13 protein-coding genes are annotated in these 12,716 nt (G+C 66.2%); 11 read left to right on the top strand and 2 right to left on the bottom strand.

All coding sequences use genetic code 11. The features are described 5' to 3' along the window. Positions 1 to 16: 16 nt before the first annotated feature. The gene (gene ppk2 / locus OCUBac02_RS06490; RefSeq protein WP_173044309.1) at positions 17 to 970 is read right to left on the bottom strand and encodes a polyphosphate kinase 2; all 954 of its coding nucleotides are present in this window, start codon (positions 968 to 970) and stop codon (positions 17 to 19) included. Between the two features lie 121 nt (positions 971 to 1,091). Between ppk2 and OCUBac02_RS06495 the strand changes: the two genes are divergently transcribed. The 7 genes from OCUBac02_RS06495 (at position 1,092) to phoB (ending at position 8,084) form a co-directional block, all read left to right on the top strand. Then, positions 1,092 to 2,150 (top strand): ATP-binding protein, encoded by a 1,059-nt coding sequence (locus OCUBac02_RS06495; RefSeq protein WP_173044311.1) that lies wholly within the window; start codon positions 1,092 to 1,094, stop codon positions 2,148 to 2,150. 314 nt (positions 2,151 to 2,464) lie between these two features. Continuing rightward, entirely contained in the window at positions 2,465 to 3,490 is a 1,026-nt protein-coding gene (gene pstS / locus OCUBac02_RS06500) for a phosphate ABC transporter substrate-binding protein PstS (protein ID WP_173044313.1), read from the top strand. A gap of 223 nt (positions 3,491 to 3,713) precedes the next feature. Continuing rightward, complete coding sequence (gene pstC / locus OCUBac02_RS06505) at positions 3,714 to 4,688, top strand: phosphate ABC transporter permease subunit PstC (protein ID WP_047576044.1); 975 nt, start codon at positions 3,714 to 3,716, stop codon at positions 4,686 to 4,688. Between the two features lie 11 nt (positions 4,689 to 4,699). After that, entirely contained in the window at positions 4,700 to 5,584 is an 885-nt protein-coding gene (gene pstA / locus OCUBac02_RS06510; protein WP_082009620.1) for a phosphate ABC transporter permease PstA, read from the top strand. A 45-nt stretch (positions 5,585 to 5,629) separates the two neighbouring features. Beyond that, positions 5,630 to 6,430 (top strand): phosphate ABC transporter ATP-binding protein PstB, encoded by an 801-nt coding sequence (gene pstB, locus OCUBac02_RS06515; protein ID WP_047576047.1) that lies wholly within the window; start codon positions 5,630 to 5,632, stop codon positions 6,428 to 6,430. Positions 6,431 to 6,507: 77 nt separating this feature from the next. Continuing rightward, the gene (gene phoU, locus OCUBac02_RS06520) at positions 6,508 to 7,227 is read left to right on the top strand and encodes a phosphate signaling complex protein PhoU (RefSeq protein ID WP_173044315.1); all 720 of its coding nucleotides are present in this window, start codon (positions 6,508 to 6,510) and stop codon (positions 7,225 to 7,227) included. 149 nt (positions 7,228 to 7,376) lie between these two features. Next, positions 7,377 to 8,084: a phosphate regulon transcriptional regulator PhoB gene (gene phoB, locus OCUBac02_RS06525; protein WP_047576054.1), complete on the top strand. Its 708-nt coding sequence runs from the start codon at positions 7,377 to 7,379 to the stop codon at positions 8,082 to 8,084. Positions 8,085 to 8,087: 3 nt separating this feature from the next. Here the strand turns inward: phoB and OCUBac02_RS06530 are convergent, their stop codons facing one another. Then, positions 8,088 to 8,474 carry a SpoIIAA family protein gene (locus OCUBac02_RS06530; protein WP_173044317.1) on the bottom strand — a complete coding sequence of 129 codons (387 nt, stop codon included), beginning with the start codon at positions 8,472 to 8,474 and terminating at the stop codon, positions 8,088 to 8,090. A 110-nt stretch (positions 8,475 to 8,584) separates the two neighbouring features. On the opposite strand from OCUBac02_RS06530, the gene OCUBac02_RS06535 reads away from it, so the two are divergent. The 4 genes from OCUBac02_RS06535 to mdh all read left to right on the top strand — a co-directional run bounded on the left by OCUBac02_RS06535 (position 8,585) and on the right by mdh (position 12,700). Further along, the gene (locus OCUBac02_RS06535) at positions 8,585 to 9,334 is read left to right on the top strand and encodes an amino acid ABC transporter ATP-binding protein (protein WP_465247762.1); all 750 of its coding nucleotides are present in this window, start codon (positions 8,585 to 8,587) and stop codon (positions 9,332 to 9,334) included. Positions 9,335 to 9,428: 94 nt separating this feature from the next. Beyond that, positions 9,429 to 10,607: a cell division protein ZapE gene (gene zapE, locus OCUBac02_RS06540; protein ID WP_173044321.1), complete on the top strand. Its 1,179-nt coding sequence runs from the start codon at positions 9,429 to 9,431 to the stop codon at positions 10,605 to 10,607. Between the two features lie 208 nt (positions 10,608 to 10,815). Continuing rightward, on the top strand, positions 10,816 to 11,415 hold the full coding sequence (locus OCUBac02_RS06545; RefSeq protein WP_047577026.1) for a TetR/AcrR family transcriptional regulator: 600 nt from the start codon (positions 10,816 to 10,818) through the stop codon (positions 11,413 to 11,415). Between the two features lie 322 nt (positions 11,416 to 11,737). Further along, positions 11,738 to 12,700 (top strand): malate dehydrogenase, encoded by a 963-nt coding sequence (mdh, locus tag OCUBac02_RS06550; RefSeq protein WP_173044323.1) that lies wholly within the window; start codon positions 11,738 to 11,740, stop codon positions 12,698 to 12,700. Positions 12,701 to 12,716 lie beyond the last annotated feature (16 nt).

Raw genomic sequence — 12,716 nt, forward strand, 5'->3', positions numbered from 1 at the left:
CCGGGCAGCCGGAGGCTCAACCTCCTTCGGGCTCGCCGCCATGATCGAGATAGCGCTCGACCGGGATGACGATCTCATGGTCGAGCGTACCGATCGCTGCCTCGTCCTTGTCCTTGTAAGGGATCGTGCGCAGGACGTGACGGATGGCGTTGAGTCGAGCGCGGAGCTTGTCGTTGCTGCGCACGACATGCCAGGGCGCGGCCTCGGTGGAGGTGCGCGAGAGCATCGCGTCGAAGGCGCGGGAATAGTCGTCGAAGCGCGGGATCGACTCGAAATCGATCGGCGAAAGCTTCCAGCGCTTGAGCGGATCGTGCCAGCGCGCATGCAACCGCGTCATCTGCATCTCGCGCCCGATGGTCAGAAAGAGCTTGATCAGACGGACGCCGTCGCGGGCGAGCATGCCCTCGAAGGCCGGCGCCTCCCGCAGGAAGTGCTCGGTCTCCTCCGGCGTGCAGAAGTTCATGACGCGCTCGACGCCGGCACGGTTGTACCAGGAGCGGTCGAAGAAGACGATCTCGCCGGCTGTGGGCATCTGCGCGGCGTAGCGCTGGAAATACCATTGGCCCTTCTCGGTATCGGAAGGCTTGGACAGGGCGACGATGCGGGCCTGGCGCGGATTGAGATGCTGGGTGAAGCGGGCGATGGTGCCGCCCTTCCCGGCGCCGTCGCGGCCCTCGAAGACGATGACGATGCGCTCGCCATGCTTGGCAGCCCAGCGCATCAGCTTCTGCAGCTCGATCTGCAGCGGCTCCATCTCGCGGTTGTAGCGCTTGCGCTTCATCCGCTTGCCATAGGGGTAGTCGCCGCTGTGATAGGCGGCGTCGATGATGGCTTCCGGCAGGCTGTCGGCCTCGATGTCGAAACCCTTCGCCTTGCCGGGTCTGGCGCGGGTCTTGGCCGGCCTGGCGCGGTCTTCCGACGGCACGGCGATCGGTTCCTTCGAGTCAGAGCTTGAGAATCTCTTCGCCATCGATACGCCTCCGCTTTAGGGACAGCCTAGCTGGCTAGCGGACCGAAGGGAATTGACGCCTGCCGCGCTTCCGCTCAGGAAGGGGCCCCGTCGGCATCCGCCGTCTGTATACGGGCGTTCCATGGTCGATCTTTCCGCTTCCAATGCCGCGCTGGTGCGAGACGTGATCGAGGCGTCCGGGGCGCCTTCCGTGCTGCTCGACGGGCAGGGCGTGGCGCAGGCGATGAGCCCGGCCATGCAGGCGCTGATCCCCGGTGTAGCGGTCGGCAAGCTGCTGGCGCTGGTGCTGCGCGATCCCGATCTCAACGATGCGATCGAGCAGGTGGCGCTCGAAGGCGGGCGCAAGACGGTCGAGCTCGTCGAGCGCGTGCCCGTCGAGCGGACCTTCCGCATCCATATCGCGGCGCTGCGCGACGGCGGCCTGCGCCATGCCACGCTGCTGACGTTCCAGGACCTCAGCGAGCAGCGCGTGATCGAGCGCATGCGGGTCGATTTCGTCGCCAATGCCAGCCATGAACTGCGCACGCCGCTGGCCTCGCTCCTCGGCTTCGTCGAGACCCTGCAGGGGCCGGCGCGCAACGACGAGCGGGCGCGTGAGCGCTTCCTCGGCATCATGCGGGAGCAGGGCCTGCGCATGGCGCGTCTGGTCGACGACCTGCTCTCTTTGTCGCGGATCGAGCAGCGCGCCCATGTCGCGCCGGACACGCCGGTCGATCTCGCCGGCATCGCCCGCGAGATCGTGGATTCACTGGCTTTGATGGCCAGGGAGCGCGACGTCACGCTGGTGCTGAAGACGCCGCGCGAGGCCTTGCAGGTGCCGGGCGACCGCGACGAATTGCTGCGCCTGATGGAAAACCTCGTCGAGAACGCGATCAAATACGGCAAGCCGGGCGGCGAGGTCGCGATCGCCGTCGAGACCGGCGAGAGCGAGGCGAGTTTCAGCGTGCTCGACGACGGGCCGGGCATCGCGCCGGAGCATCTGCCGCGCCTGACCGAGCGCTTCTACCGGGTCGACACCGCCGCCAGCCGCGAGGCCGGCGGCACGGGCCTGGGCCTGGCCATCGTGAAGCATATCGTGCTGCGCCATCGCGGCCGCCTGACGATCGAGAGCAAGCCGGGGGAGGGCGCGACCTTCAAGGCGATCCTGCCGCGTTTCGAAGCGGAGCGCACGCACGGCTAAGCGTAGTTGAGACCGGGCGGCTTCGAGCGCCACGCTTGTCATTCCGGGGCGCGCCGCAGGCGCGAACCCGGAACCCACGACTGGGTTCGCGTTCGCGATCATGCGGTTGCTAAGGGCTCACCCGGTCGTGGGTTTCGGGTTCTTCGCTCCGCGAAGCCTCGGAATGACAGGGGACGATGCGAGTCACCCTCGCCCGCCAATCCGTGCATGCCGGGCATTCACGGCGGCTTTCATGACGGATTGTCATTTGGCTGTCATACAGAGGGTGTTCTGACAGGGCCGCTACACAGAGCGACCAGATGAGGACATCTCACATGCGCAAGATTCTCGTTCTCGCGGCCCTTGCCGCCGGGATCGCCGGTTCCGCCCAGGCCGCCGACATCACCGGCGCCGGCGCGACCTTCCCCTTCCCGATCTATTCGAAATGGGCCGAGGCCTACAAGAAGGAGACCGGCACCGGCCTGAACTACCAGTCGATCGGCTCGGGTGGCGGCATCCGCCAGATCAAGGCCAAGACCGTGGCCTTCGGCGCCACCGACGCCCCGCTCAAGGGCGCGGACCTGACCAAGGACGGCCTGATCCAGTTCCCGTCCGTGATGGGCGGCATCGTCCCGGTCGTGAACATCGCCGGCGTCGAGCCGGGCAAGCTCAAGCTCTCGGGCGACGTCATCGCCCAGATCTACATGGGCGACATCAAGAAGTGGAACGACCCTAAGATCGCCTCGCTCAATGCCGGCGTCACCCTGCCTGACGCGAACATCAACCCGGTCTATCGTTCGGACGGCTCGGGCACGACTTTCCAGTTCACCGACTACCTCTCGAAGGTCTCGTCCGACTGGAAGTCGAAGATCGGCAACAACACCGCCGTTCAGTGGCCGGTCGGCATCGGCGGCAAGGGCAACGAGGGCGTTTCGGCCTCGGTCAAGCAGGTCGCCAACTCGATCGGCTATGTCGAATATGCCTATGCCAAGCAGAACAAGCTCTCGCATACCCTGGTGAAGAATGCCGACGGCAACTTCCCGGCGCCGGACGACAAGTCCTTCCAGGCCGCCGCGGCCAACGCCAACTGGAACGAGCAGCCGGGCTTCGGCATCTCGCTCAACAACCAGAAGGGCGCGGAAGCCTGGCCGATCACCTCGGCGACCTTCATCCTGGTCCATGCCAAGCCGGAGAAGCCGGAAGAGGTGCAGGCCGCGCTGAAGTTCTTCGACTGGGCCTACAAGAGCGGCGACAAGCTGGCGAGCGAGCTCGATTACGTCGCCCTGCCGGCCAACGTGAAGGATCAGGTCCGCAACGCCTGGAAGGGCGTGACCGATCCGGCCGGCAAGCCGATCTTCTGATTGCTGCCAATGACGGGGCGAGGCGGGATTTCCCGCCTCGCCAAAACATTCAGCCCTCATCCTGAGGAGCCGTGAAGCGGCATCTCGAAGGATGATCCAGAGCGCACTGGAGCCTCCTTCGAGACGCGCTCCTGCAGAGCGCTCCTCAGGATGAGGGCTGAGGTTGACGAGGCCGGGCCTCCGGCAGCAGACGACCTCAGCTACCCCACCGGAGCCTTCGCGGATGACCGCAGCAACCGACATGACGAGCATTCCCGGCGCGACGCCGGTCGTCCGCAAGACGCCGAAGGCGGGTTTCGACGCCGTCTTCCGCAATGCCAGTTTCGGCGCTGCCCTGCTGGTGCTGGTGCTGCTCGCCGGCATCATGGCCTCGATGGTCATCGGTGGCTGGCCGGCCTTTCGCGAGTTCGGTCTCGGTTTCATCACCTCCAGCGTCTGGGATACCCAGAACGAGCAGTACGGCGCCTGGCCGGCGATCGTCGGCACGCTCTCGACGGCGCTGATCGCCCTGGTGATCGGCGTGCCGCTCTCGCTGGGCATCGCGGTCTACCTGACCCAGCTCGCGCCGGCCTGGTTCAAGAAGCCGGTCGCGACCGCGATCGAGCTGCTCGCGGCCGTGCCCTCGATCATCTACGGCATGTGGGGCCTGTTCGTCTTCGTGCCGCTCTTCGCGGCCTATGTGCAGATCCCGCTCTCGAACATCGTCGAGGGCATGCCGATCGTCGGCACGGTGCTCTACTCGCGCTCGCCCTCGGGTCTCGGCATCTTCACCGCCGGCATCATCCTCGCCTTCATGATCGTGCCCTTCATCGCCTCGATCACGCGCGACATGCTGGAGCAGATCCCATCGGTGCTGCGCGAGAGCGCCTACGGCATCGGCGCCACGACCTGGGAGGTCGTGCGCCATGTGCTGGTGCCGCAGGCCGGCGTCTCGATCATCGGTGCGATCATGCTGGGCCTGGGCCGCGCGCTCGGCGAGACGATGGCCGTCACCTTCGTGGTCGGCAACGCCAACCGGCTCTCGGCCTCGATCCTCGATCCCGGCTCGACCATCGCCTCGCGTATCGCCAACGAGTTCAACGAGGCGCTGGGACTGCAGCTCAACGCGCTGATCGCGCTCGGCTGCATCCTGTTCTTCGTCACCTTCGTCGTCCTCGTCATCGCGCGACTGCTGGTCGCCCGCGTCAAGCGCTACTGAGGCTCAACCCCATGACCATGACGACCTCTCCCCGCGAGTTGCCGCACCAGCCCTGGGGGCGCGTGCGCCAGTCGCGCCGCACCGCCGACCGGCTGATGAAGATCGTCGCCACCGGCTTCACCTTCATCGCCATCTTCGTGCTGTTCTGGATCCTCGGCATGCTCGTGGTGAAGGGCATCGGCGGGCTCTCCGTCGCGACCTTCACGGCGGTCACGCCCGGCCCCGGCTCCGAAGGCGGCGGTATCGCCAACGCCATCGTCGGCTCCTTCGTACTGACCTTCCTCGGCATCGCGATCGCTACGCCGATCGGCGTGCTGGCCGGCACCTGGCTGGCGGAATACGGCCGCGGCTCGCAGCTCGCCAACCTGATCCGCTTCATCAACGACATCCTGCTCTCGGCGCCCTCGATCCTGATCGGCCTGTTCGTCTACGTCATCCTGGTCGAGCCGTTCCGCGGCTATTCCGGCTGGGCTGGCGGCGTCGCGCTCGGCATCATCGCGATCCCGGTCATCGTGCGCACCACCGAGGACATGCTGAACCTCGTCCCCGGCCATCTGCGCGAGGCGGGTGCGGCGCTGGGCGCACCGCCCTCCGTCGTGATCACTGGCGTGACCTGGCGCGCCGCCAAGGCCGGCATGGTCACCGGCATCCTGCTGGCTCTCGCCCGCATCGCCGGCGAGACCGCGCCTCTGCTCTTCACCGCGCTCAACAATAATTTCTGGTTCTCGCCGACGCTGGTCGGCGGCGTCTCCAACCTGCCGGTGACGATCTACCAGTTCGCCTCCGCCCCCTACGAGAACTGGCAGCAGCTCGCCTGGGCCGGCTCGCTGATCATCACCGTTTCGATCCTCGTGCTCTCGATCGTTGCCCGGCGTATCGTCGCCGGCAGCAAGTGAGCCTGAAACCAACCCGGTCGCGACCGACCTTGAGGACCTAAGTCGATGCTTTCGACCCTTGAACTCTCCCCCCAGTCGCTCGATGCCGAGGCGCCCGTCCGGATCGCGGTGAAGAACCTCGATTTCTACTACGGCGAGCACAAGGCGCTGAAGAACATCAATCTCGACTTCCGCGACCGGCATGTCACGGCGCTGATCGGCCCGTCGGGCTGCGGCAAGTCCACCCTGCTGCGCATCTTCAACCGCATCTACTCGCTCTATCCGGAGCAGCGCGCCGAAGGCGAGATCATGCTCGACGGCCGCAACATCATCGGCAAGGATGTCGACGTGAACGAGCTGCGCTCGCGCGTCGGCATGGTCTTCCAGAAGCCGACGCCGTTCCCGATGTCGATCTACGACAACGTCGCCTTCGGTATCCGCCTCTACGAGAAGCCGCCGAAATCCGAGCTCGACGACCGCGTCGAGGGCGCGCTGCGCCGCGCCGCGCTCTGGGACGAGGTCAAGGACAAGCTGAAGAGCTCCGGCATGGGCCTCTCCGGCGGCCAGCAGCAGCGCCTGTGCATCGCGCGCACCATCGCGCAGAAGCCGGAGGTGATCCTGTTCGACGAGCCGACCTCGGCGCTCGACCCGATCTCGACCGGCAAGATCGAGGACCTGCTGGAGCAGCTCAAGAGCGACTTCACCATCGCCATCGTCACGCACAACATGCAGCAGGCGGCGCGCATCTCGCAGTACACGGCCTTCATGTATCTCGGCGAGGTCATCGAGTTTGCGCCGACCAACACGATCTTCATGAACCCCGCCAAGAAGCAGACCCAGGACTACGTCACCGGCCGTTTCGGCTAAGCGGCAATTTTGTTTCGCATCGGCTTACCCGAAAACTGGTTTCCACTTTTCGGGCCGATGCGCCGGAGGACACCCCTATGACCGACCACATCGTCCGCTCCTACGACGCCGATCTCGAAGGCATTCGCCGCAGCCTCGCCGAAATGGGCGGCATGGCCGAACGCATGCTGGGCGATTCCACGGTCGCGCTCGTCCGCCGCGACACCGCGCTCGCCCAGAAGATCATCTCGGCCGACCAGCGCCTCGACAATCTCCAGCGCGAGGTCGAGGAGAAGGCCGTGCTCACCATCGCCCGGCGCCAGCCGCTGGCGCAGGACCTGCGCGAATTGATCTCGGCGATCCGCCTCGCCTCCGATATCGAGCGCGTCGGCGATCTCGCCAAGAACATCGCCAAGCGCGCCGTCGCCATCGCCGGGCAGTTCCAGCCGCCGCATCGCGCGGTCGTCGGGCTCGAGCATATCAGCCGCCTCGTGCAGGCCCAGCTCAAGGACGTGCTCGACGCCTATGCCGCGACCAACGAGCAGAAGGCGCTCGAGGTCTGGCGCCGCGACGACGAGATCGACGCGCTCTACACCTCGCTGTTCCGCGAACTCCTGACCTATATGATGGAAGATCCGCGCAACATCACCTTCTGCACGCATCTGCTGTTCTGCGCCAAGAATATCGAGCGCATCGGCGACCACACCACCAATATCGCCGAGACCATCCATTACCTCGTCACCGGCGATTCCCTCGACGTGAATCGGCCGAAACTCGACACGACCAATATCGAGGTCGAAACGGTGACGGGGAACTGAACGAACACGAAGTGCCGTAGCCTTTCCGTCATTGTCGGGCTTGTCCCGACCATCAACGTCTTCGTCCCGGCAGGTGCCGTTCAAGACGTGGATGCTCGCCACAGGGGCGAGCATGACGGCAGGCTCGAATGACGGACGGAAAAAGAAGCATGGCCGCACGCATCTTGATCGTCGAGGACGAGGAGCCGCTCACCCTGCTGCTGCGCTACAATCTCGAGGCCGAGGGCTTCGAGGTGGACAGCGTCGCGCGCGGGGACGATGCGGAATTGCACCTGCGCGATCACACCCCCGATCTCGTCCTGCTCGACTGGATGCTGCCGGGCCTGTCCGGCATCGAGCTTTGCCGGCGCTTGCGCTCGCGGCGCGATACCGAGCGCGTGCCGATCATCATGCTGACGGCGCGCGGCGAGGAGACCGAGCGTGTGCGCGGGCTCGCCACCGGCGCCGACGACTATGTCGTGAAGCCGTTCTCGCTGCCGGAATTGATCGCGCGTATCCAGGCGCTGTTGCGCCGGGCCAAGCCCGGCCATGTCGCCGGGCTGCTCGCGGCCGGCGACCTCGAACTCGACCGCACGACGCGACGTGTTCGCCGCGCGGGCAGCGAACTCCATCTTGGGCCGACCGAGTTCCGGTTGCTGGAGTTCCTCATGCAGGCGCCGGGCCGGGTCTATTCGCGCGCCCAGCTCCTCGACGCGGTCTGGGGCCGCGACGTCTATATCGACGAGCGGACCGTCGACGTCCATGTCGGGCGCCTGCGCAAGGCGATCACGCCGGGCGACGCCAAGGATCCGCTGCGGACGGTGCGCGGCGCTGGCTATGCCTTCGACGAGACCTTCGCGCGGGGCGGTGCCGCGTAAGCCTCAAGCGTCGGGCCCGCCCTCAATATCGCCGACCCAGCTCAGCGCCTTCTCGTAGTCCTCCGGCTTGAAGGCGCGAACCTTGACGAAGGGGATCGCCGGGTCGAGCAGATCGACGAAGCCGGCGAGCCAGCCCCTGTCTGTGATCACCGCTTCCTTCGGAAAGCGTTTGAGTTCCCAGAGCTTGCCGAGGCTGTAGCGCGCATCCTTCCAGGCGGCGGCCAGCGTCATGTCGGTGAAGTCGGTCATGTCGGCGAGGATGCCGAGCTTCTCGTGGCGGGCGAGCCGGGCATCGATATCGGCCATGATCGCGTCGAGATCCTCGCCGGTCAGCGTTTGCGACAGGCGATAGGCGGCGACATGGTCAGGCGCGGGCAGAATAGTGAGCATGGCTGGTCCTCCTAAAGCGCAAACGCGTGGGCTAGGGGGAGGTTTCGCCGGGCTGGTCTTGCCGCGGATCGGGCGATATGGCCTCCGATGATATTCACGGAGGACGCGGCTTGGGTGCGGCGCAGATCACGAAGGCAGGCGCGGCCGTCGCCATCGCCCATGCCAGCAAGCGCTTCCGCGCTGTGCAGGCGCTGCGCGACGTCTCGCTCGCGATCGGGCCGGGCATGGTCCAGTGCTTCATCGGGCCGGCTGGCGCCGGCAAGTCGACGCTGCTGCGCTGCATCGGCGGGAGCGAGGCCGTCGACGAGGGGACGATCACGATCGATGGGGAGCTGATCGGACGGGAGGGCGCGGGTACGCGCCATGTCATCGGCACGGTCCCGCAGCCCCCCGAGCTGTTCGATCACATGACCGCCTTGCAGCACATCCTCGAGGGGCCGCTCGCGCTGCTGAGACGGTCGCGCCGGGACACCGTCGTGGAGGCGATGGCGGCTCTGGAGCGGGTCGGGCTGGCCGACAGGCGCGATTCCTATCCGAGCGAGCTTTCGGGCGGAGCGCGGCAGCGCCTTGCCATCGCGCGGGCGCTGGCGGCGAAGCCGCGATTGATGCTGCTTGACGAGCCGACGGCGGGGCTCGATCCGGAGGAGGCGGGCGAGGTTCTCGCCATGATGCGGAATTTTGTCGGTTCGGGACTGACCCTGATCGTGGCGACACATGACATCGGCTTCGTGCGGGAGGTCGCCGATGATGTCGCCTTCATGGACACGGGTGAGATCGTCGAACGGGGGCGGCCGGAGGAGCTCATCGCCGCGCCGAAGCAGGCGCGCACGCGCGACTTCCTCGCCACACTCGGGGGATGACGCGGCTTCGCCCGAAACGACCTGTGGGCTTGCGATGCGGGCAGGGCTGCCGTAACCCGGTCAGGTCTCTCTCGGATCGCCAGCGCCCGCCCTTATGTCAGCCTCGATCACCGACCGTTACGCCGCCCTCGTCGAGGCGGGCGCCATCGAGCGCGATCCCGCGCAGGTCGCCGTGGTCAGGAAGCTCCAAGGACTGACCGAGACGCTCGCCGCCCGCCGGCTCGCCCGCAAGGGCAGCGCGCTGGGCTGGCTCTTCGGCAAGAAACCGGACGCGGCGGCGGCGCCGAAGGGGCTCTATGTCTGGGGCTCGGTCGGCCGCGGCAAGACCATGCTGATGGACATGTTCTTCGAAGCCGCGCCGGTGAAGCGCAAGCGCCGCGTGCATTTCCACGAGTTCCTCGCCGACGTGCATGGCCGCATCAACGCCTATCGCCAGAAGATCAAGAGCGGCGAGGTCAAGGATGCCGATCCGATCGCACCGGTGGCCGCCGAGCTGGCGGAAGAAGCCTATCTGCTCTGCTTCGATGAATTCACCGTCACCGACATCGCCGATGCGATGATCCTCGGCCGGCTGTTCACGGCGCTGTTCGCGGCCGGCGTGGTGGTGGTCGCGACCTCGAATGTCGAGCCGTCGCGGCTCTACGATGGCGGGCTCAACCGGGCGCTGTTCCTGCCCTTCATCGAATTGCTGCAGACCAGGGTCGAGGTGCTGAAGCTCGATGCGCGCGCCGATTTCCGGCTGGAGAAGCTGGGCGGCGCACCGGTCTATCATGTCCCGGCCGACGAGAAGGCCAAGGTCGCGCTCGATGCCGCCTTCAAGGCCTTGTCAGGAAAGGCGCAGGGGCAGCGCACGGTGCTCACCGTGCAGGGGCACGATTTCATCCTGCCGCAGGCGGCCGGCAGCGTGGCAAGGGCGAGCTTCGCAGATCTCTGCGCGCAGGCCTATGGCGCCTCCGACTATATCGCGCTGGCGCAGCGCTTCCATACGCTGGTGCTGGACGACATCCCGATCCTCGATTTCGAGCGGCGCAACGAGGCCAAGCGCTTCATCATCCTGATCGATACGCTCTACGAGCATCATGTGAAGCTCGTCGCCTCGGCGGCGGCCGAGCCGCATGAGCTCTACCGGGCGAGCAAGGGGCGCGAGGCCTTCGAATTCGACCGCACGGTCTCTCGCCTGATCGAGATGCGCTCGGAGGAATACCTGGCCATGCCGCATGGCCGGCCCGATTCGACGGCGAGCGGGGATACGACCGGGTTGGTGGAGACGTGAGCCGACGAGCGCCCCTTTTCCCGTCATGGTCGGGCTTGTCCCGACCATCCACGTCTTCCTTCATCGAATGTCGTGTTCAAGACGTGGATGCTCGCCACAAGGGCGAGCATGACGGCACGGGAGCCGCATCGGTTCTGGATTCCGGGCTCCTCCCTGCGCGATGCCCCGGAATGACGGCGGTGGCGTTCGAACGGATGGGCTTCTGACCATGCCGCAGCGCGAGCCGAGCGAGACCCGCATCCTCACGGTCGCCGGGGAGCATCTGCGCAAGTTCGGGCTGAAGCGCTTCACCGTCGTCGCCGTGGCGGAAGAGGCGGGCATGACCCATGCCAATGTCTATCGCTACTTCCCCTCCAAGGGCGCGCTGATCGACGCGGTCGTCGATGTCTGGCTGAAGGCGACCGAGCGTCGGCTCGCGGATGTCGCGGACGGGCCCGACCCGGCCGACGACAAGCTGGAGCGCCTGATCCTGGCGCTGGCCAAGGCCAATCGCGACTTGCTGACCGAGGAGCCGCATCTCTTCGCGGCCTTGTCGCTCGCGGTCGCCAAGCGGCACGCGATCAGCCGGCGCAATCGCACCCGCGTGCGCGCCCTGTTCGAGCGCGTCGTCGACGAGGGCATCGCCACCGGCGTGTTCGAGCCGCGCGACCGCGACCGGGCGATCGCCTTCGTCATCGACGCCACCAACCGCTTCATCCATCCGGCCTCGCTGGCGCTTGAGGCGGACGTACCGCAGGCCTCGGTCGATACGCGGCTCTCGACCCTGATCCGGGTGATCCTGCGGGTGCTCGGCAGCGGGATCGTGTGAATAATCTGGTGACCAATTACAGTTTCTGTAAATTGTAATTGGTGGATTTCGTTCCCCGTGGAACCGAGTGCGCGTGAAGCTTTTTTCTAAGTCATTGAAAAATAAAGATCGCTCTCGCGCGATATCGCGCGAGGCGCCGGGATGCCCGAGAAAAGCCGCTTTTGCGGCGAGGGTTGCGGCAAAAGCCCGGTTTGGGCCAAAGGAACCCACGGTTTGGCTCGCTTCCACCGGAGGCTGGCCTGTCGCAGCGCCAAGGCATTTTGAATGTCGAAGCCGGCAGCAGCCGGATCGATGGTAGCGCCAGGAACAAAAGGACTAGGCAATGGCCCGTAAGAAGATCGCCCTCATCGGCTCCGGCCAGATCGGCGGCACGCTCGCCCACCTCGCCGGCCTCAAGGAGCTGGGCGACGTCGTCCTGTTCGACATCGCCGAAGGCATTCCGCAGGGCAAGGGCCTGGACATCGCCGAGTCAGCCCCGGTCGACGGCTTCGATGCCGGCTACAAGGGCACGAACTCCTACGAGGACATCAAGGGCGCCGACGTCATCATCGTCACCGCCGGCGTGCCGCGCAAGCCGGGCATGAGCCGCGACGACCTGATCGGGATCAACCTCAAGGTGATGAAGTCGGTCGGCGAGGGCATCAAGCAGTATGCCCCGAAGGCCTTCGTGATCTGCATCACCAACCCGCTCGACGCGATGGTCTGGGCTCTGCAGAAGTTCTCGGGCCTGAAGCCCAACATGATCTGCGGCATGGCCGGCGTGCTCGACTCGGCCCGCTTCCGCCACTTCCTCGCCGAGGAGTTCCAGGTTTCGGTCAAGGACGTCTCGGCCTTCGTGCTCGGCGGCCATGGCGACGACATGGTGCCGCTGGTCCGCTATTCGGGCGTCGCCGGCATTCCGCTGCCGGACCTCGTCAAGATGAAGTGGACCACGCAGGAGAAGCTGGACGCCATCGTCGAGCGCACCCGCAAGGGCGGCGGCGAGATCGTCAACCTGCTCAAGACCGGCTCGGCCTTCTACGCCCCGGCGGCTTCCGCGATCGCGATGGCCGAGAGCTATCTCAAGGACCAGAAGCGCGTCCTGCCGGCTGCGGCTGCGCTGAAGGGCCAGTACGGCGTCAAGGACATGTTCGTCGGCGTTCCCGTCGTGATCGGCGCCAAGGGCGTCGAGCGCGTCGTCAAGATCCGCCTCAACGGCGCCGAGAAGGAGATGCTGGCGAAGTCGGTGGCTTCGGTGCAGGGCCTGATCGACGCCTGCAAGACCATCGATCCGTCACTCGCGTGATCTAGAGCAAGGGCGG

The sequence above is a fragment of the Bosea sp. ANAM02 genome, assembly GCF_011764485.1.
Classification (GTDB): Bacteria; Pseudomonadota; Alphaproteobacteria; order Rhizobiales; family Beijerinckiaceae; genus Allobosea.

What these genes read in the sequence shown, in the direction of transcription:
- OCUBac02_RS06545 (WP_047577026.1), top strand. Translation starts at nt 10,816, where the DNA reads ATGCCGCAGCGCGAGCCGAGCGAGACCCGCATCCTCACGGTCGCCGGG.
- pstS (WP_173044313.1), top strand. Translation starts at nt 2,465, where the DNA reads ATGCGCAAGATTCTCGTTCTCGCGGCCCTTGCCGCCGGGATCGCCGGT.
- phoB (WP_047576054.1), top strand. Translation starts at nt 7,377, where the DNA reads ATGGCCGCACGCATCTTGATCGTCGAGGACGAGGAGCCGCTCACCCTG.
- pstA (WP_082009620.1), top strand. Translation starts at nt 4,700, where the DNA reads ATGACCATGACGACCTCTCCCCGCGAGTTGCCGCACCAGCCCTGGGGG.
- ppk2 (WP_173044309.1), bottom strand. Translation starts at nt 970, where the DNA reads ATGGCGAAGAGATTCTCAAGCTCTGACTCGAAGGAACCGATCGCCGTG.
- OCUBac02_RS06495 (WP_173044311.1), top strand. Translation starts at nt 1,092, where the DNA reads ATGGTCGATCTTTCCGCTTCCAATGCCGCGCTGGTGCGAGACGTGATC.
- pstB (WP_047576047.1), top strand. Translation starts at nt 5,630, where the DNA reads ATGCTTTCGACCCTTGAACTCTCCCCCCAGTCGCTCGATGCCGAGGCG.
- mdh (WP_173044323.1), top strand. Translation starts at nt 11,738, where the DNA reads ATGGCCCGTAAGAAGATCGCCCTCATCGGCTCCGGCCAGATCGGCGGC.
- OCUBac02_RS06530 (WP_173044317.1), bottom strand. Translation starts at nt 8,474, where the DNA reads ATGCTCACTATTCTGCCCGCGCCTGACCATGTCGCCGCCTATCGCCTG.
- phoU (WP_173044315.1), top strand. Translation starts at nt 6,508, where the DNA reads ATGACCGACCACATCGTCCGCTCCTACGACGCCGATCTCGAAGGCATT.
- pstC (WP_047576044.1), top strand. Translation starts at nt 3,714, where the DNA reads ATGACCGCAGCAACCGACATGACGAGCATTCCCGGCGCGACGCCGGTC.
- zapE (WP_173044321.1), top strand. Translation starts at nt 9,429, where the DNA reads ATGTCAGCCTCGATCACCGACCGTTACGCCGCCCTCGTCGAGGCGGGC.